The sequence below is a fragment of the Lysobacter sp. A421 genome, assembly GCF_054052145.1.
This window is the reverse complement of record NZ_JBSVRL010000006.1, coordinates 14,524-31,458: the sequence shown is the minus strand read 5'-3', so window position 1 is coordinate 31,458 and position 16,935 is coordinate 14,524. Positions and strand designations below refer to the sequence as shown.

General features: G+C 64.8%; 20 protein-coding genes. 8 read left to right on the top strand and 12 right to left on the bottom strand.

Features of this window, described 5'->3' with window-relative positions; genetic code table 11:
• Nucleotides 1–78 precede the first annotated feature (78 nt).
• Nucleotides 79–855, top strand: a complete 777-nt coding sequence (locus tag ACW7G6_RS14065; protein ID WP_456998551.1) for a pteridine reductase — start codon at nt 79–81, stop codon at nt 853–855.
• A gap of 226 nt (nt 856–1,081) precedes the next feature.
• Here the strand turns inward: ACW7G6_RS14065 and folK are convergent, their stop codons facing one another.
• The 4 genes from folK to tsaD all read right to left on the bottom strand — a co-directional run bounded on the left by folK (nt 1,082) and on the right by tsaD (nt 4,382).
• Nucleotides 1,082–1,564, bottom strand: a complete 483-nt coding sequence (gene folK / locus ACW7G6_RS14060) for a 2-amino-4-hydroxy-6-hydroxymethyldihydropteridine diphosphokinase (RefSeq protein ID WP_456980419.1) — start codon at nt 1,562–1,564, stop codon at nt 1,082–1,084.
• Nucleotides 1,561–2,931 (bottom strand): mechanosensitive ion channel family protein, encoded by a 1,371-nt coding sequence (locus ACW7G6_RS14055; RefSeq protein WP_456998550.1) that lies wholly within the window; start codon nt 2,929–2,931, stop codon nt 1,561–1,563. Before ACW7G6_RS14055 ends, folK begins: the two co-directional genes overlap by 4 nt.
• Nucleotides 2,928–3,293, bottom strand: coding sequence for a dihydroneopterin aldolase (folB, locus tag ACW7G6_RS14050; protein WP_456980417.1), 366 nt, complete (start codon nt 3,291–3,293; stop codon nt 2,928–2,930). The genes ACW7G6_RS14055 and folB overlap by 4 nt, the downstream gene beginning before the upstream one ends.
• Nucleotides 3,294–3,359: 66 nt before the next feature.
• Nucleotides 3,360–4,382: a tRNA (adenosine(37)-N6)-threonylcarbamoyltransferase complex transferase subunit TsaD gene (tsaD, locus tag ACW7G6_RS14045; RefSeq protein ID WP_456998549.1), complete on the bottom strand. Its 1,023-nt coding sequence runs from the start codon at nt 4,380–4,382 to the stop codon at nt 3,360–3,362.
• Nucleotides 4,383–4,555: 173 nt separating this feature from the next.
• Between tsaD and rpsU the strand changes: the two genes are divergently transcribed.
• The 6 genes from rpsU (at nt 4,556) to ACW7G6_RS14015 (ending at nt 9,635) form a co-directional block, all read left to right on the top strand.
• Nucleotides 4,556–4,771 carry a 30S ribosomal protein S21 gene (rpsU, locus tag ACW7G6_RS14040; protein WP_456963092.1) on the top strand — a complete coding sequence of 72 codons (216 nt, stop codon included), beginning with the start codon at nt 4,556–4,558 and terminating at the stop codon, nt 4,769–4,771.
• 166 nt (nt 4,772–4,937) lie between these two features.
• Nucleotides 4,938–5,384 carry a GatB/YqeY domain-containing protein gene (locus ACW7G6_RS14035; protein WP_456998548.1) on the top strand — a complete coding sequence of 149 codons (447 nt, stop codon included), beginning with the start codon at nt 4,938–4,940 and terminating at the stop codon, nt 5,382–5,384.
• Nucleotides 5,385–5,459: 75 nt separating this feature from the next.
• A complete protein-coding gene (locus ACW7G6_RS14030) occupies nt 5,460–6,491 on the top strand; it encodes a YihY/virulence factor BrkB family protein (protein WP_456998547.1) in 1,032 nt (343 codons plus the stop codon).
• Between the two features lie 96 nt (nt 6,492–6,587).
• A complete protein-coding gene (gene dnaG / locus ACW7G6_RS14025) occupies nt 6,588–8,315 on the top strand; it encodes a DNA primase (protein WP_456998546.1) in 1,728 nt (575 codons plus the stop codon).
• 78 nt (nt 8,316–8,393) lie between these two features.
• Nucleotides 8,394–8,939 (top strand): DUF2058 domain-containing protein, encoded by a 546-nt coding sequence (locus ACW7G6_RS14020; RefSeq protein WP_456998545.1) that lies wholly within the window; start codon nt 8,394–8,396, stop codon nt 8,937–8,939.
• Between the two features lie 78 nt (nt 8,940–9,017).
• Nucleotides 9,018–9,635, top strand: coding sequence for a hypothetical protein (locus ACW7G6_RS14015; RefSeq protein ID WP_456998544.1), 618 nt, complete (start codon nt 9,018–9,020; stop codon nt 9,633–9,635).
• Here ACW7G6_RS14015 and cyoE read toward each other — a convergent pair whose 3' ends face one another.
• The 4 genes from cyoE to ACW7G6_RS13995 are packed head-to-tail and all read right to left on the bottom strand — an operon-like array spanning nt 9,636 to nt 13,122.
• Entirely contained in the window at nt 9,636–10,556 is a 921-nt protein-coding gene (gene cyoE, locus ACW7G6_RS14010) for a heme o synthase (RefSeq protein WP_456998543.1), read from the bottom strand.
• 1 nt (nt 10,557) lies between these two features.
• Complete coding sequence (locus tag ACW7G6_RS14005; RefSeq protein WP_456980409.1) at nt 10,558–11,727, bottom strand: COX15/CtaA family protein; 1,170 nt, start codon at nt 11,725–11,727, stop codon at nt 10,558–10,560.
• 52 nt (nt 11,728–11,779) lie between these two features.
• Nucleotides 11,780–12,388, bottom strand: a complete 609-nt coding sequence (locus tag ACW7G6_RS14000; RefSeq protein ID WP_456998542.1) for a hypothetical protein — start codon at nt 12,386–12,388, stop codon at nt 11,780–11,782.
• Nucleotides 12,385–13,122, bottom strand: coding sequence for an SURF1 family protein (locus ACW7G6_RS13995; protein ID WP_456998541.1), 738 nt, complete (start codon nt 13,120–13,122; stop codon nt 12,385–12,387). The genes ACW7G6_RS14000 and ACW7G6_RS13995 overlap by 4 nt, the downstream gene beginning before the upstream one ends.
• Before the next feature lie 81 nt (nt 13,123–13,203).
• Between ACW7G6_RS13995 and ACW7G6_RS13990 the strand changes: the two genes are divergently transcribed.
• Entirely contained in the window at nt 13,204–13,410 is a 207-nt protein-coding gene (locus ACW7G6_RS13990) for a twin transmembrane helix small protein (protein ID WP_456963082.1), read from the top strand.
• 187 nt (nt 13,411–13,597) lie between these two features.
• On the opposite strand, the gene ACW7G6_RS13985 is transcribed toward ACW7G6_RS13990, so the two are convergent.
• The 4 genes from ACW7G6_RS13985 to ctaD are packed head-to-tail and all read right to left on the bottom strand — an operon-like array spanning nt 13,598 to nt 16,914.
• A complete protein-coding gene (locus tag ACW7G6_RS13985) occupies nt 13,598–14,476 on the bottom strand; it encodes a cytochrome c oxidase subunit 3 (protein WP_456980406.1) in 879 nt (292 codons plus the stop codon).
• Nucleotides 14,477–14,514: 38 nt separating this feature from the next.
• Nucleotides 14,515–15,129: a cytochrome c oxidase assembly protein gene (locus ACW7G6_RS13980; RefSeq protein WP_456980405.1), complete on the bottom strand. Its 615-nt coding sequence runs from the start codon at nt 15,127–15,129 to the stop codon at nt 14,515–14,517.
• Entirely contained in the window at nt 15,126–15,260 is a 135-nt protein-coding gene (locus ACW7G6_RS13975) for a hypothetical protein (protein ID WP_456980404.1), read from the bottom strand. Before ACW7G6_RS13975 ends, ACW7G6_RS13980 begins: the two co-directional genes overlap by 4 nt.
• 37 nt (nt 15,261–15,297) lie before the next feature.
• Nucleotides 15,298–16,914 (bottom strand): cytochrome c oxidase subunit I, encoded by a 1,617-nt coding sequence (gene ctaD / locus ACW7G6_RS13970; protein WP_456980403.1) that lies wholly within the window; start codon nt 16,912–16,914, stop codon nt 15,298–15,300.
• Nucleotides 16,915–16,935: the final 21 nt, after the last annotated feature.

Below are 16,935 nucleotides of genomic sequence, written 5' to 3'. Positions count from 1 at the left end.
GGAGCTCGCTTGGCATTGGACATCCCAGTCGCGCAGGATAGCGGTTCACCCACCAATGCTGGCTGATTGCCTGCCGCCATGTCCCGACCCGTTGCCCTGATCACTGGAAGCGCCCACCGCATCGGTGCGGCCATTGCCCGCACCTTGCATGCGGCCGGTTACGACCTGGCCCTGCATTACCGCCGTTCCGAGGCGGAGCTGGTCGTGCTGGTGGCCGAACTGGAGGCGACGCGTCCGCGCAGTACCCTGGTGCTGCAGGCGGAGTTGGCCGATTTCGATCGCTTGCCGGAGATGATCGCGCGAACGATTGGTCGCTTCGGCCGCCTGGACGCGCTGGTCAACAATGCTTCTGGCTTCCGCGCCACACCGGTCGGCCAGGCCACGCCGGCGCAATGGGACGAGTTGTTTGCCAGCAACGCCCGCGCGCCGTTCTTCCTCGCCCAGGCCGCTGCGCCCCATCTGGCCGCCGCCGGCGGTGCCATCGTCAACATGACCGATATCCACGCCGAGCGCCCACTGCCCGAACACACGATCTACTGCATGGCGAAGGCGGCGCTACTGATGGCCACCAAGTCGCTGGCGTTGGAACTGGGCCCGCGGGTGCGGGTCAACGCGGTCTCGCCCGGCGCGATCCTGTGGCCGCAGGATCCGGACGACACGGCCACCGCACAACCGGCAGACCGGGGCGCCACCGCCCTCACTGCGGCGCAGGAGGCGAAACTCGCACGCACGCCACTGGCCCGCACTGGCACGCCGGCGGAAGTCGCCGAAGCCGTGCGCTGGTTGTTGCAGGACGCAAGCTACTGCACAGGGCAAGTGCTGTATCTGGACGGTGGCCGGATGCTGGCCGGCTAAAGAGACCTGAACAACTCGGCGTTTGCCCGTCATCCCTCTTTTGCCCGTCATCCCTCTTTTGCCCGTCATCCCACTTTTGCCCGTCATCCCACTTTTGCTCGTCATCCCCGCGAAGGCGGGGATCCATGGACTCCGATAGTCACGCACGTAACGTCCATGGGTTCCCGCCTTCGACCGCAGGAAGTCCAGTCGGACGCGGGAATGACGGCAATGGTTCAGACCTTCCCTAAAGCTCGATCACTTCCATCGGCAGGTCGTGGTCCTCGTGCATCGCCCACAACTCGGCCAGTGTGCGGCCATCACCGGGCACGACCGTGTCGGCGGCGATATCGGCCAACGGCTTCAGCACGAAGGCATGCTTCAGTTCCGGCCGGGGAATACGCAGGTTGCCTGCGCCCTCCATGACCCGGTCGTCAAACAACACCACGTCGATGTCCAGGCTGCGATCCCCGTAACGCGGGCCACTGCGGTCGCGGCCGTGGGCGTCTTCGAGCGCATGCAACCAGTCGTTCAACGCGTCCGGTTCAAGATCGGTCTGGATCACGGCGGCCGCGTTGTAGAAGTCGCTGCCGTCGAAGCCTACCGCGCGGGTGCGGTAGGTCGGCGACAGCCCGAGCACCTCGAAGCGCTCGTGCAGCGCGGCGATGGCCTCGCGCAGATGCCGCGCCGGGTCCAGGTTGCTGCCCAGGCTGAGATACGCCCGGCTCATGCGCGGTCCGGTTGTGCAGTGCCGGTGTCGGAACCCGCAGGACGGTCATCGGTGTCACCGTCGGCGCCCATACCGGCATCGGCGGCGGCCGCCGCCACGGCAGCGGTGTTGACCACACCGCGCGGATGACCGCCCAGGCCGGCAATCATGTCGGCACCACTGGGCTGCTGGAACAGGCGCAGCCCGAACTCGGGCAGCACGGCCAGCAGATGGTCGAAGATATCGCCCGCCAGGTTCTCGTAGGCCACCCAGCCGACATCGGCGGAGAAACAGTAGACCTGCATCGGCAGCCCGGTAGGACCGGGATCTTGCTGGCGCACGATCAGGGTCATGTCCTGGTTCACCCCCGGGTGGGCGCGCAGGTAGGCCGTGACGTAGGCGCGGAAGGTTCCCAGGTTGGTCGCGCGGCGGTTATTGACGGGGTCCTTGCCGGCCGCCTGCAGCTTGGCGTTGTACGCCTCCAGCTCCTCACGCTGGGTATCCAGGTAATCGTCGATGAGTGCGATACGACGCAGGCTGGTTCGCTCCTCGGGGCTCAGGAAGCGCACCGAGGACTGGTCCAGCAGCAATGACCGCTTGATCCGTCGCCCGCCCGATTGCTGCATCCCCCGCCAGTTGCGGAAGCTCTCGCTGATCAGCTTGTGGGTCGGGATGGTGCTGATCGTCTTGTCCCAGTTCTGCACCTTGACGGTGTGCAGACTGATGTCGATCACGTCGCCGTCCGCGTTCTGGCTGGGCATCTCGATCCAGTCGTCCACCCGCAGCATGTCGTTACTGGCCAACTGCACGCTGGCCACCAGCGACAGGATGGTGTCCTTGAACACCAGCATCGTCACCGCGGTCATGGCGCCCAGGCCGGTCAGCAGGAACCCCGGGTTCTTGTTGATCAGTGCGGCGATGATCAACACGGCGGCAATCACGTACACCACCAACTTGACCAGTTGCAGGTAGCCCTTGATCGGCCGTTCGCGTGCGTAGCGGCTATTGGCCTGGTAGATATCGTTGAGCGCGTCCAGCAGGTTGCCGACCGCCATGGCCAGGGTCAGCGCGACATAGGCCCAGGCGACATTGCGTATCACCGCATCCACGACTTCGGGCAAGCCCGGTATTGCGCCGACCCCGGCCAGCAACACCAGTGCCGGGACCACGTTGGCCAGCCGCGCGAGTACCCGGCGCGACATGATCGCGTCGTCCCAATGCGACGGCGAAAGCCGGGCCACCCGGGCCACGATCTTCAGCAGTACCTGACGGGTGAGCCAGTTGGCGATCCACGCCGTGAGCACCAGAAGCACGATGCCAAGCACGGTCGGGGCATACGGAATGGCAAGCACCGGCTGCAGGAATTCGGGATAGGTGATTGGATTCATCCGTGCAGGGTACCGGCCGATCGCTCGATCATCACCCCCACGGCACGTGCGCCACGCACGGCGCCGGGCTTGCTCAGCTTGAGCTTGACGTGCTGCACGCCGAACTCCTCCAGGATGATCGACGCCACCCGTTCGGCCAGGGTCTCCACCAGGCCAAAGTCGGATTGCGATACGTACTCGACGACCCGCTTGCTGACGGCCTTGTAATTGAGCGTATCGCCGATGGCATCGGTTGCCGCGGGGACCCGGTTGTCGAACGCCATCTCGATATCGAATACCAGCGGCTGGCGGATCCGCCGCTCCCAGTCATAGATGCCGATCAGTGCGTCGATTTGCAGCCCTTCGATGAATACCTTGTCCATTGCGTTCCCGTGCCTTGGGCAGCGCCATCGCGGCGCGTACCGGAGTGATGGAGATGTAGGGGGCCGTTAAACTGCCGGCAGGGCTGCCATGTCCCAGCGGGGAGCTACCGTCACGGCGGCATCCGCGTGTTGCCCGGCCTGCAGCCGCAGCGCGCCGGCGAAAGCGATCATGGCGCCGTTGTCGGTGCAGAACTCCGGCCGCGGGAAGCTGACCCGGCCACCGCGGCTGGACGTCATCTGGTCAAGCCGGGCCCGCAACCGCCGGTTGGCGCCGACGCCACCGGCAACCACCAAGGTCTGGCAGCCGGTCGCCTCCAGCGCGCGTTCGCATTTGATCGCCAGCGTATCGACCACGGCGTCCTCGAACGCGCGCGCGATGTCGGCACCCACCTGGTCGGACTGGTCGCTGTCACGCCACGCCAGCATCACCTGGGTTTTCAGGCCGCTGAAGCTGAAGTCCAGACCCGGCCGGTTGGTCATCGGCCGCGCGAACTTGTATCCCCCCGCGGTGCCTTGCTCTGCAAGCGCTGCCAACTGTGGCCCACCCGGGTAGGGCAGTCCCATCAATTTCGCGGTCTTGTCGAAGGCTTCGCCGGCCGCGTCGTCCAGGGTCTGGCCGAGCAGGCGATAGCTCCCGATGGCGTCCACGGCCACCAGCTGTGTATGGCCCCCCGAGACCAACAACGCCACAAACGGCGGCTCCGGGCGTCCGCGTGGATCATCCTCCAGCAACGGCGCCAGCAAGTGACCTTCCATGTGGTGGACGGCGACCGCCGGCTTGTCCAGGGCCCAGGCCAGCGCGCGCGCGACGCCGGCGCCAACCAGCAACGCGCCGACCAGGCCCGGACCGGCGGTATAGGCCACCCCGTCGATATCCTCGACTGTCATTCCTGCCTCGCCCAGGGTCTGCCGGATCAGCGGCAGCAGCTTGCGCACGTGGTCCCGGCTGGCCAGCTCGGGAACCACCCCGCCGTACTCGGCATGCAGCGCTATCTGGCTGTACAGCGCGTGCGCGAGCAAGCCGGTAGCCGTGTCGTACACGGCCACGCCGGTCTCATCGCAACTGGTTTCGATACCCAGGACTCTCACGGCAATGGCAGCTCGAACGAAGAAGGAGGACAATCAAGGGTACGCCAGCGGCCCCTTTTGCGCGGCGTACTCCCGCATTCAGCCGGCCCGGACTTGCGTCTGTCCCATGCGGCTCGCTATCATATGCGGCTCGCCTGGATCTGCCAGGCAGTTCACCCGAACCGAGATTCCGTATGCCCGCCGTCAAAGTCCGCGAAAACGAGCCCTTCGAGTTTGCCCTGCGTCGCTTCAAGCGCACCTGCGAGAAAGCCGGCGTACTCGCCGAGACCCGCAAGCGCGAGTACTACGAAAAGCCGACCCAGGAGCGCAAGCGCAAGGCTGCCGCTGCGGTGAAGCGTCAATCCCGCCGCGCCGCGCGCGACGTGACCAAGCGCCAGCGCCTGTATTGATCGGTTGAGCCATCGCGCCTGAGGCGCGTCGCTCACGCCTCCCGCGCCCGCCCTTCGTGGCCACGGGCACGGAGGGAATACTTGCACCAAGCCGGCCGCGCCGTCATGCGCAGCCGGCTTTTTGCGTTGGCATCGTTTCCACCTTCCACACCCACAAGGCGCCGTCATGACCCTCAAGCAGCAACTTACCGATGACATGAAAGCCGCAATGAAGAGCGGCGACAAGCAGGGCCTCGGCGTGATCCGCCTGATGCTGGCGGCGCTGAAACAAAAGGAAATCGACGAGCGCATCGAGCTGGACGATGCCCAGGTGCTGGTCATCCTCGACAAGATGGTCAAGCAGCGCCGCGACTCGGTCACCCAGTTCGAGGCCGCCAGCCGCGAAGACCTGGCCGTCATCGAGCGCGACGAGATCGTGGTGATTGAGCGCTACCTGCCGGCCAAGCTGTCCGAGTCTGCGGTCATCGCCGCAATTGATGCCGCAATGGCGGAAACCGGTGCTGCCGGCCCTGCCGACATCGGCAAGCTGATGGGTGTGCTGAAGCCGAAGCTCGCCGGCCAGGCGGACATGGGCCTGGTGTCGAAGCTGGTGAAGCAACGCCTGAGCGCCTGAGCCCCGCCCACGCGATGCTAACTCGTGCTCATCGATACTGGTGAGGACGCTCTCCGCGTCGCTGATGAACGCTGCATGCCGACCTCCGACCCCAACGCCGACGAATCTGCTGCGCCTGTCCTGCCGAGGCCCTTGGAGGTGCACGGGGAAACCCCCGACCCGGAGATCATCGATCGCATCCACGGGCTGCAGGCCCGACTGGAGCAGAGCTGGCCGGCCAAGTTCGTCCGCCGGTTCATCGACTACGACATCCTCGCGCTGGCGGCGGCATTGGCGTTTTACACCTTGCTGTCGCTCGCGCCGCTGGTGGTGTTGCTGTTGTGGCTGACGACCGCGCTGTATCCGGCGGCGCAGGATGAGTTCTTCCACCAGGTCGGCATGTTGGTGGGACCCCAGGTCGAGGACACGGCGCGGCTGATCGTCGCCAACGCCGAGCAGCAGCCTGACACCGGTTCATTTTCCGCACTGCTGAGCGTCGGCGCGCTGCTGATTGGCGCCTCCATCGTCTTTGGCCAATTGCAATCGGCGCTCAACCGGGTTCTCCGCAGCGACGCCAAGCACCTGGGCGGCCTGCTGAGCTGGCTCCGCAAGCGGTTGCTGTCATTCGGGATGGCACTGGGAGTGGGCTTCTTGCTGGTGGTATCGATGGCGGCGCAGGCCGCAATGGCGATGCTGATGCGTTGGCTGCCGGACCTGCTACCGGTATTCGCCGCAGCGGTGTCCTTCCTGCTCTACATGCTGGTGTTTTCGTTGATCTACCGGCTGCTGCCGGATCGCCCCGTCAGCCGGCATCGTGCGCTGTTCGGCGGCGCACTCACGGCCGGCCTTTTCATGTTCGGCCGTTGGGCGATCGGCCTGTACCTGGGCCAGGCCACCCTGGGCAACGCCTATGGGCCGGCCGGCGGGCTGGTGGTGATGCTGGTGTGGCTGTACTACTGCGCGATGGTGTTCATGACCGGCGCGCTCATCACCGCAATGCTGGACGAGCATGCGCGGGTCAAGGGCCGCTTGATGGAAGAACAATCCCGGGCCATGAACGCCTCTACGCCGGACGAGACCGGCTTCGCTACGGACGAACCACCGCCCACCGGCGCCAGCAACACCTGACACCATTCTCTTGCCGGCAAGCGGAACAACCGCTGCGGTGGCATCCTAGTCCTACCACTCACTTTCGATCATGGATGTCCGCCAGGACAACGCTGCATGGCCCGCATCCCCGACGCATTCATCGATGACCTGCTCGCCCGCTCCGACATTGTCGAGCTGGTCGGCGCGCGGGTGCCGCTGAAACGCCAGGGCAAGGAATACTCGGCGCGCTGCCCGTTCCACGACGAGCGCTCACCCAGCTTCACCGTCTCGCCAACCAAGCAGTTCTACCACTGCTTCGGCTGCGGCGCCCATGGCACCGCGATCAGCTTCCTGATGAACTACGACCGGCTCGAATTCCTCGATGCGGTCGACGAGCTGGCCAAGCACGCCGGCATCGAAGTGCCGCGTGATACCCGGCAACGCAACGCCAATCCCGATGGCCAGGCCCTGTTTGACGCAATGGCGGCGGCGGCAACCTTCTTCCAGCAGCAACTGGCCGACAGCGCGAAGGCGCGGACTTACCTGGACGGGCGCAGCGTGGATGCCGAGACCCGCGCGCGTTTCCACATCGGTTACGCGCCGGATGGCTTCAATGCCCTGCGCGACGCGTTGGGGACCGATCAGCGCCAGACCAGCCTGCTCGAGCGCGGCGGCCTGTTCTCCAAAAGCGACAGCGGCCGCATCTACGACAAGTTCCGTGACCGGGTGATGTTCCCGATCCACGACCGTCGCGGCCGCGCCATCGGCTTCGGTGGGCGGGTGCTGGATGCCGACGCCAACCCCAAATACCTGAACTCACCAGAGACCGAGCTGTTCCACAAGGGCCGCGAACTGTATGGCCTGTGGCAGGTACGGCAGGCCCACAACAAGATCCCCCGGCTGATCGTGGTCGAGGGCTATATGGATGTGGTCGCCTTGTTCCAGCACGGCGTCGACACCGCAGTGGCCACCCTGGGCACCGCGACCACGCCCGACCACGCCGAGCTGTTGTTCCGCAACGCGGCGGACGTGTATTTCTGTTTCGACGGCGATCGCGCCGGCCGGGCAGCGGCCTGGCGCGCAGTCGAATCGATATTGCCGCGCATGAAGGACGGGCGCCAGGGATTCTTCCTGTTCCTGCCCGATGGCGAGGATCCCGACAGCATCGTTCGCCGCGAGGGTGCCAGTGGCTTCGACCAGCGTTGCCAGGCCGCCACGCCGCTGTCGCAGTATCTGTTCGACTCGTTGTCCAGCGATGTCAACCTGGGCACCCTGGAAGGCAAGGGCCGGCTGGCCGAGCGTGCCAAACCCCTGCTCGCGCAGATCCCCGAGGGCGCGTTCGCCGACCTGATGCAGCAACGGCTGACCGAGCTGACCGGCGTCGGCGCCCGCACCAGTACCGCCACTACCCATGTTCCGGTACAGCGCGCCCGCGCCGGCCATGGGCGCGCCACCCCGCGCCGCAGCCTGGTGCGCAGTGCCATCCTGCTGCTGCTGCAACAGCCCGCACTGGCGCTGGAGCTGGAACCGCCATTTCGTTTTGCGGCGTTACAGCAACCCGGCATCGACCTGCTGGTCGACCTGCTGGGCCTGGTCTATGAGCGTCCCGACATCGGTACCGGCGCGCTGATCGAGCACTTCGCCGACCGCCAGGAGCACGAGTCACTGCAGAAGCTCGCGGTCGTCTCGCTGCCGGGCGACGAGAGCACGCTGCGCAAGGAGCTGCTCGACACCATCGCTCAGCTCAACCGCCAGACCCTGCAACAACGCGTCGACGAGTTGCAGGCCCAACGGCACGAAAGCGGCTTGAGCGATGACGACAAGGACGAGCTGCGCGGATTGCTGCTGGCCCGCCTCAGCTAGCCTGGGATGCCAGCGGGGCTTGTTCCGCGGCAACGCTACAATCATTGCTCCCCTTCACGGAACCACGGTCTTTTTACTATGCGCACCCCCCTGCAGGAGCAGTTGCTGAAGGCCGGCCTGGTCAAGAAGGACAAGGTGGCCAAGGCAGTTCGCGAACAGACGCGGCAGCGCCATGGCCGCAGCACCGCAACCCCGGATGCCTCGCCGGTAGACACCCGCCAGCTGCAGGAGCAGCGCGTCGAGCGTGACCGCGCGCTGGCGGCCGAGCGCAATGCCCAAGCCCACAGTGCCGAGCTGCGGGCGCAGGTCCGGCAGATCGTCGATAGCCACAAGGTCACGCGCGAAGGCGAGATTGCCTACCGCTTCAACGACGACGGCGCGATCAGGAGCGTGCTGGTCAACGAGACCCTGCGCGCCCAGCTCGCCAAGGGTGCGTTGGTCGTTGTCCGCCACGGCCAGAGCTATGAATTGCTTCCCCGCGCGGCCGCCGACAAGGTCGATTCGCGCGATCCGTCGATGATCGTGCTCGACCATGGCCGCAAGGACATCGCCCAGACCGGCGGCGATGCCACGGACGACGAGTACTACCAGCGCTTCCCGGTGCCCGACGACCTGGTCTGGTGACGCTGCCGCAGGCTCGTTGACTCGACGACGACGCACGCACGTCTAGTCTGGACGGCGATGACGTAGCGGAGAGATCACATGCCTGCGCGTGCACCATGGCCAGGTCGGACTGTGTGGCTGGTAGCTTGCGCCCTTGCTGCGCTCAGTGGCTGCAGCGGTAATCTGCCGGCATTCGACTTGCCCAACGCGCAACCCCAGAACGACACCAGACACGCCGATGCAGTGACGTCGGCGACGAAAACCGTCGCGCTGCCAGTACCGACGCTGACCACCTCAGCCATAAACCCGGCCGAAGACGCGTTGGCAGGCTTCCTGGCGGACCGGCAGGTGGAGCAGGTTCCGGCTTACCGTGAGGCACTTGTCGATCTTGACGGCGATGGCGCCGATGACCTGATGATGTTGCTGGAGGGTAGTCGCTGGTGCAGCGGTCGTGGCTGCTCATTGCTGATCTTTCATGCGGCGCCCGAGGGAAATTTCCGGCTGGTCACACGGACCACGAATACCCGGCCGCCGATTGCGATCAGTTCGCGTCGCCATCTGGGCTGGCATGATCTGTTCGTCGGCGTTGGTACCGATCCCGACCGCGTCGGCACGGTCGCGCTCCAGTTCAACGGCGACGGCTATCCGGCCGATCCATCGTTGTCGGCATTGCTGGCGGCGCAATCGCCGTCTTCGGCACGCATCGTGATCGAGTGATCAGTCGAGCGCCTTGAACTCCATCAGTGCGGCCGGCTGCATGAGTGCCAACAGCCAGTGGTCGACCAGCAGGAACCCAAACAGCGCCATCAGGTACACGATCGAGAAGCCGAAGACCTTCATGGCGTAGGTCTCATCGGGCGGGTCCATCAACCGCCAGGCGTAATAGAGGAACGCCGCACCGAGCACCAGCGCGCCGCCCAGGTAGAACAGGCCGCTCATGCCGGTGGCCCACGGCAACACCGTCACCAGTACCAGCAGCACGGTATAGAACAGGATCTGCCAGCGGGTGTACTGCACGCCGTGGGTGACCGGCAGCATTGGCACCATCGCCTTGCGATAGTCTTCGCGGCGGAAGATTGCCAACGCCCAGAAATGGGGCGGCGTCCAGATGAAGATGATCAGTACCAGCAGCAATGCGTGCGGATCGAGCTGGCCGGTGACGGCCGTCCATCCGAGTGCGGGCGGTGCAGCGCCTGCGAGGCCGCCGATCACGATGTTCTGCGGCGTCGCATGCTTGAGGTACACGGTGTAGACCACCGCGTAGCCGATCATCGAGGCAAACGTCAGCACCGCGGTCAACACGTTGACCCACACCAGCAGGATCAGCATCGACAAGCCCGCCAGTGCGAGCGCAAACAGCAGCGCCTGGCGCGGGGTCACCTGGCCGACCACGATCGGGCGCCACGACGTGCGCGCCATCTTGGCGTCAATGCGGGCATCCAGCAGCTGGTTGATGGTCGCTGCGGAAGCCGCGGCCAGCCAGATGCCCAGGAAGCCGAGCACGGACTCCTTCAGCGGCGGTAGTCCAGGCACTGCGAGGAACATGCCGATCGCTGCGGTGAAGATGATCAACGCCACCACGCGCGGCTTGGTCAGGTCCCAGTACTCGCGACAGGTTTGACGGAAGGTGTGGCTCATCTCACGCCTCCGGTGCGCGCAGCCGCGCCAACAGCGATACCAGCACAAACAGCAGCAGCACGGCACCGGCGTTGTGCGATACCGCCGTCCACAGCGGCAGGGCCAGTTTGACATTGGCGATGCCGAGGCTCACCTGGGCCAACACCAGTAGCCCAAGCAGGCTTCCCCAACCGCGCATGCCCGGCTTGCGCAACAGCACCCACGACACCCACAGCAGGTAAATGGCCACCACCAGCGCCATCATCCGGTGTGCCATCTGGATCGCGATGCGCGATGCGCCGTCCAGCACGCCGCCCTCGTAGTCCACGCCGATCCCGCGCCACAGCACGAATCCTTCGCGGAAATCAGTCGGTGGCCACCACTGGCCCACGCAGGTCGGAAAATCGGTACCGCAGGCAAGCGCCGCGTAATTGGCACTGGTCCAGCCGCCCAACGCGATCTGCGTGCCCAGCAACACCAGCCCGGCAATCATCAACGTGCGTAGCCGGGGCGCCTCGGCCAAGCGGATCGGCACGTTGGTCGCACGCCACGCCATCCACAACAACAGCGAAAACGTCAGCAAGCCGCCCAACAAATGCCCCATGACCACGATCGGTTTGAGCAGCCAGGTCACCGTCCACATTCCCAGCAGTGCCTGGAAGATGATCACCGCCAAGGTCAGGGTCGCGGCCCGGGCCAGGTCCAGGTTGCTCCAGCGCAGCGCCGAGAACAGCAGTATGGCTTCTGCAACGATCGCCAACACCGACGCGGCAACGTGCTGATCGCGCATGTACAGCGGGATTGCGACCGCCACCATCACCGACGCGGCGACGATCCGGGCGATGCCGAACTTGCGTCGGCGGGCGGCCAGCAAGGCCAAGCCCAGGGTCAATACACCCAATGCGCCGGCAACCATCCGGTGCAACTGCTCGCGCCACGCCTTGTCGACATTGACCGGCCGGATCTCGGCGGCGGCATGGTCGGCGCCCTGCCCGGCCTGCGTTGGCCATGCGGCATGGCCATAACAGGTCGGCCAGTCAGGGCAGCTCAGGCCGGCATCGGACAAGCGCACGAAAGCCCCGAACACGATCACTCCCAGCGCCAATGCCACCGCCAGCCAGGCGAGGCGATGGAAGTGCCGCGCTGGCCGCAGATGAGTCGAGTGGCTGGGGAGGTTGTGTGATGCGGTCATTGGGTTCCCTTGGTGGATACCGGTTCCGGGCCCGGAACGGTAACGACCGTACTCAGATCAGTTTGAACAGCGTGGCCAGGTCGGAGCGTAAGCCGCCGGCATCGAAACCGGGCTCGAAGCGCATGATCACGAATCCATTGGGATCGATCACATACACCGGCACGCCGGCGGGATCATCCACGCCCGGCAACCCCGCGAGCAACCGCGGATCCGGCTGCAGCTGCCGCAGCGTGCGAGGCAACGGCATCGCGGCGGGCGGCATGCAACCCGGGGAGTCACAGATCCACAGGATGTGGAGGCGGTCCGCATCCTTGCCAAACAGCCGCCACACCTTGTCCAGGTCGTGTGCAAGCTCGGCGCACTCCGCGCCACAGTCCGTTGGCGGCGCCAGGGCAATGCGCCAGGTGCGGGCATCCGGATTCCACTCATACGTGCCACCGTCCACCAACTGCGGGATGACTTCGCGCAGGTCCGCTGGCGGCTGCAGCACTTCGCCGTGGTTCTTGCTGCCTTCGGGTTGCCAGCCGGAGAACCGCAGGAAGCCCGCGACAGCCGCGCTACCAAAGAACAGTGCAAATATCGCGACCAGCATGATGCGGTTGCGGTTGCGCGACTTGATGTCGATATCCTGCGGCTTGGCAGGAGGTTGCGGGCTGGTCATGGCGTATCGGCCTTGGGGTTGTGCTTGCGCGGTTTGCGGAAAGTAACGATGAGGGCAGTGGCCAGCACCGCCAGCGCCAAGGCGAACCACTGCAGTGCGTAGGCGCGATGTTTGTCGGGCGTGAGCGTGTTGGCAAGCAGCGCCAGGTCGCGCTCATACCCCAGCGGCGAGGCCGGATCCAGGCGCAATACCCGCGGCGCGAGAGGCAGGTCGATCGCCGACGCGATGGCCGCGACATCCACCCGGGTCAGCAGCCAACTGCCGCCGTCACGCACCAGTCCGGGGCCCATCGGGATCCCGGTGGACGGCGGCGGCACCAGCAACCCTTGCAGGCCGATCGTGCCATCTGGCCGGGCAATGGCCGGCAACGTGCGGTCGGCCGGCAACGGCAACCAGCCCAGGTCGACCAACACGGGGGTGCCTTGTTCGGGCAGGAACACCCGATAGGCGTTTACGCCGACGCGGCCCTCGCGCTGCTGGTTGTCGAGCAGCAATGGCGGGCGCGACGCGAACTCACCGCGGCCCGCGGCCCAATCATAAGATTCCAGGCGGCTCTCGTCGGTTGCCAGGCCCAGTGGATGACGTTCACGCGTGGCCAGCACCTGCGCGGCGGCATCCAGCATTCCCTGTTTCTGGACCGCCCGATGCAGCTGCCAGGTGCCCAGGTTGACGAACAGTACAATGACGACCGTCGCCGCCAGCCAACCAACGACCAATGTGTGGCGTCGGCTCACGTCTTATCCATCACAACTTGCGATAATCCACCCACGTCGACTCCCGCGCCGGGCTGGTCGCAAACACGCCGGAGCAAATTGATGAAGACCCTGGTGATCATCGGCTTCCTGGTTTTGATTGTCTGGAACCTCGGGGCCGCGCTTTACTACATGCTGGTCGACAAGGGCGAGAGCAAGCGAACCGTCAACGCATTGACCCGTCGGGTCGCACTGTCCATTGCGATGATCTTGTTTGTGGCGGTCGCCGCAAAGATGGGATGGATCCAGTTCCACTCCGTTGGGGGCTGAGGGGCTCGCCCAACCGATCGCCGGATGGCGGGTAGGCCGCATTACCCCCACCGCTGGAAGCTGGCCTTGATCCGAAGCTGGCCCTGATCCCATCACCGGCTTGTTGTCTGTTGGGGCGGGCTGGTTGCCGACCCGCCGCGACGTCCGGGAAGGCGCGATGTCCGGGAAAGGATTGCGTGGATCGTGGTTACAGCACGTAGACGAACAGGAACAGCATCAACCAGACCACATCGACGAAGTGCCAGTACCACGCCACAGCCTCGAAGCCAAAATGGTCGTCCGCGCTGAAATGTCCCTTGAGGCATCGGAACCAGATGATCAGCAACATGATCGTGCCCAGCGTCACGTGCGCCCCGTGGAAACCGGTCAGCAGGTAGAAGGTGGAGCCATATATGCCTGAACCCAGAGTCAGGTTCAGCTCGGCATAGGCGTGAGCGTATTCCTCGGCCTGGAAAAACAGGAACAGACAGCCCAGCAGCACCGTCAGCCCCAGGCCGACCAGCAACGCTTTGCGCTTGCCCGCCTTGAGCGCGTGGTGCGCAGCAGTGAGGGTCACCCCGGAACTCAACAGGATCAGCGTATTGAGCAGCGGCAGGCCCCACGCCGCGACCGTCTGATAAGCACCGCCGACGGCGCCCGGGCCATTGCTCGGCCAGCCCGTGGTGAAGCCATCCCAAAGCAGTGCGTTGGTCATCGCGCCGTCGCCGGCGCCACCCAACCATTGCAGCGACAGCTGGCGGGAGTAGTACAGCGCGCCGAAGAAGGCGCCGAAGAACATCACTTCCGAGAAGATGAACCAGACCATCCCCATCCGGAACGACATGTCCACCTGGCGGTTGTATTTGCCGCGCACCGACTCGCGGATGACGTCACCGAACCATCCAAACAGCACCCCGATCATCAACGCGACGCCGACGATGAAGGTCCAGCGTCCCCAACTGCTCTGGTTGAGCCAGCCACCGGCACCGGTCATCATCACGAACAGGGCAACGGAGCCCAGAATCGGCCAGCGACTGTGGTGCGGGACGAAGTAGACGTTGGCGTCAGACGACTGGACTTGGGCCATGGAGATGGTTCCGTTATGCAATGGGTTCAATGGAGCAATCAGGGCGCTGAGACCGGCGTAGCCGACACCGGACGTGCACTGGATGCCAACTTCGCGGTGAGCTCAGGGTTCTTGAAAAACGTATACGACAGGGTGACTGTCTTGATGTCTTTGGGCAAATTGGGGTCGATAATGAACCGTACCGGCATGTCCCGGGTCTCTCCGGCAGCCATGGTCTGGGCGGTGAAGCAGAAACACTCGGTCTTGCTGAAGTAGCGAGAAGCGCGTGCCGGCGCGACCGAGGGAACGGCGCTGCCGACAATCGCCCGGTCACTGTTGTTGCGCGCGAAATAAGTGGTCTCGTACTGCACGCCCGGGCGCACCTGCATGGTCGACTCGTTGGGATTGAAGCTCCAGGGCAACTTGGAATTCACCCCGCCGTCGAACTCCACGGTGATCATCCGCTCCACCGCGGCATTGGCGTCGGCGACGTGCTCGGCAGCGGTATTGTCCAGCCGGATACCGAACACCTTCTCACACGCAATCCGGTACAGCGGCACCAGGCTGAAGCTGAAGGCGAACGCCACCGCGGCCGCGATCAGCATCTTGGCAAGACCGGCCGTCGCCTTGCGCGGCGGCGTCGATGGCGTCGATGGATCGTGTCCGGCGTTCATTGCCTGAGTGCCGCAATCAGCATGAAACCGCCGTAGACCACCGCTGCAGCCACCGCCAGCCACAGTGCGGTACGCCGTGCGGCCTTGCGGCGCGCGGCGACATCATCACGTGGTGGCGGGGTCGGAGTCATGTTCGGTCCAGGTCGGGAGCGTGCGGAATGCAACCGGTCAGTGGGTCACATCGCCGTGGGCAAGGTCACCGTCACGGATTACCGGCGGTACGGTGAAGGTGTGGTGCGGCGCGGGGCTGGGCACGGTCCACTCCAGGCCACGGGCACCCTCCCAGACGCGCGCGGTTGCCTTGGCACCGTACTTCTTCGAGTGGCCGAGGATGAAGATCATCATGAACGGGGTCAGGAACATCCCGAATGCACCGATCGAGCTGATCAGGTTCCAGTCGGCGAACACCACGTTGTAGTCCGGGATGCGGCGCGGCATACCGGCCAGGCCCAGGAAGTGCTGCGGGAAGAACAGCAGGTTGAGGAACACCATCGTCCACCAGAAGTGGAACTTGCCCCAAAACTCGTTGTACATCCGGCCCGTCCATTTGGGCCACCAGTAGTACACCGCCGAGATCAGCGCCACCACCGAGCCGGTCACCAGCACGTAATGGAAGTGGGCCACCACGAAGTAGGTGTCGTGGTACTGGAAGTCGGCCGGCACGATCGCGAGCATCAGCCCGGAGAAGCCGCCGATGGAGAACAGAATCACGAACGCTACCGCGAACAGCATCGGCGTTTCGAAGGTCATCGAGCCGCGCCACATGGTGGTGACCCAGTTGAAGATCTTCACCCCGGTCGGGATCGAGATCAGCATGGTGGCGTACATGAAGAACAGCTCGCCGCCCAACGGCATGCCGGCGGTGAACATGTGGTGCGCCCAGACAATGAACGACAGGAACGCAATCGCCGCCAGCGCATACACCATGGCCTGGTAGCCAAACAGCGGCTTGCGGCTGAAGGTCGGAATGACCTCCGAGACGATGCCGAACGCCGGCATGATCATGATGTAGACCTCGGGATGGCCGAAGAACCAGAAGATGTGCTGGTACATCACCGGGTCACCGCCACCTGCGGCGTTGAAGAACGAGGTCGCGAAGAACTTGTCGGTCAACAGCATGGTGACCGCGCCGGCCAGCACTGGCATCACCGCAAGCAGCAGGAACGCGGTAATCAGCCACGACCAGGTGAAGATCGGCATCTTCAGCAGATCCATGCCCGGGGCGCGCATGTTGAGCACGGTGGCGATGACGTTGATCGCGCCCATGATCGAGCTGACGCCCATCATGTGGATGGCGAAGATCTGGAAGGCGACGTTGGAACCGCCCTGCAACGACAGCGGCGGGTACATCGTCCAGCCACCACCCATCGCGCCACCGGGCAGGAACAGGGTCATCAGCAACATCGCGAACGCGAACGGAAGGATCCAGAACGACCAGTTGTTCATGCGCGGCAGCGCCATGTCCGGCGCACCGATCTGCAACGGGATCATCCAGTTGGCCAGGCCGACGAACGCCGGCATCACCCCGCCGAAGATCATCACCAGCCCGTGCAACGCGGTCATCTGGTTGAAAAACTGCGGGTCGACGAACTGCAGCCCGGGTTGCGCCAGTTCACTGCGAATGACGATCGAGAACGCCGCACCGATAACGAACATGATGAAGCTGAACAGCAGGTACAGGGTCCCGATGTCCTTGTGGTTGGTGGAAAGCAGCCAACGCTGGACGAACCCCTGCTGGGGACCGTGGTCGTCGTGGTGATCTGTGACGGGGTACGTGGCAGCCATGGCTTACCTCTGGATTCGTGT

Excerpts from the sequence above, each read along its gene's own strand:
- ACW7G6_RS14065 (WP_456998551.1), top strand. The coding sequence starts at position 79 with ATGTCCCGACCCGTTGCCCTGATCACTGGAAGCGCCCACCGCATCGGT.
- folK (WP_456980419.1), bottom strand. The coding sequence starts at position 1,564 with ATGAGCCGGGCGTATCTCAGCCTGGGCAGCAACCTGGACCCGGCGCGG.
- ACW7G6_RS14055 (WP_456998550.1), bottom strand. The coding sequence starts at position 2,931 with ATGAATCCAATCACCTATCCCGAATTCCTGCAGCCGGTGCTTGCCATT.
- folB (WP_456980417.1), bottom strand. The coding sequence starts at position 3,293 with ATGGACAAGGTATTCATCGAAGGGCTGCAAATCGACGCACTGATCGGC.
- rpsU (WP_456963092.1), top strand. The coding sequence starts at position 4,556 with ATGCCCGCCGTCAAAGTCCGCGAAAACGAGCCCTTCGAGTTTGCCCTG.
- ACW7G6_RS14035 (WP_456998548.1), top strand. The coding sequence starts at position 4,938 with ATGACCCTCAAGCAGCAACTTACCGATGACATGAAAGCCGCAATGAAG.
- ACW7G6_RS14030 (WP_456998547.1), top strand. The coding sequence starts at position 5,460 with ATGCCGACCTCCGACCCCAACGCCGACGAATCTGCTGCGCCTGTCCTG.
- dnaG (WP_456998546.1), top strand. The coding sequence starts at position 6,588 with ATGGCCCGCATCCCCGACGCATTCATCGATGACCTGCTCGCCCGCTCC.
- ACW7G6_RS14020 (WP_456998545.1), top strand. The coding sequence starts at position 8,394 with ATGCGCACCCCCCTGCAGGAGCAGTTGCTGAAGGCCGGCCTGGTCAAG.
- ACW7G6_RS14015 (WP_456998544.1), top strand. The coding sequence starts at position 9,018 with ATGCCTGCGCGTGCACCATGGCCAGGTCGGACTGTGTGGCTGGTAGCT.
- cyoE (WP_456998543.1), bottom strand. The coding sequence starts at position 10,556 with ATGAGCCACACCTTCCGTCAAACCTGTCGCGAGTACTGGGACCTGACC.
- ACW7G6_RS14005 (WP_456980409.1), bottom strand. The coding sequence starts at position 11,727 with ATGACCGCATCACACAACCTCCCCAGCCACTCGACTCATCTGCGGCCA.
- ACW7G6_RS14000 (WP_456998542.1), bottom strand. The coding sequence starts at position 12,388 with ATGACCAGCCCGCAACCTCCTGCCAAGCCGCAGGATATCGACATCAAG.
- ACW7G6_RS13990 (WP_456963082.1), top strand. The coding sequence starts at position 13,204 with ATGAAGACCCTGGTGATCATCGGCTTCCTGGTTTTGATTGTCTGGAAC.
- ACW7G6_RS13985 (WP_456980406.1), bottom strand. The coding sequence starts at position 14,476 with ATGGCCCAAGTCCAGTCGTCTGACGCCAACGTCTACTTCGTCCCGCAC.
- ACW7G6_RS13980 (WP_456980405.1), bottom strand. The coding sequence starts at position 15,129 with ATGAACGCCGGACACGATCCATCGACGCCATCGACGCCGCCGCGCAAG.
- ACW7G6_RS13975 (WP_456980404.1), bottom strand. The coding sequence starts at position 15,260 with ATGACTCCGACCCCGCCACCACGTGATGATGTCGCCGCGCGCCGCAAG.
- ctaD (WP_456980403.1), bottom strand. The coding sequence starts at position 16,914 with ATGGCTGCCACGTACCCCGTCACAGATCACCACGACGACCACGGTCCC.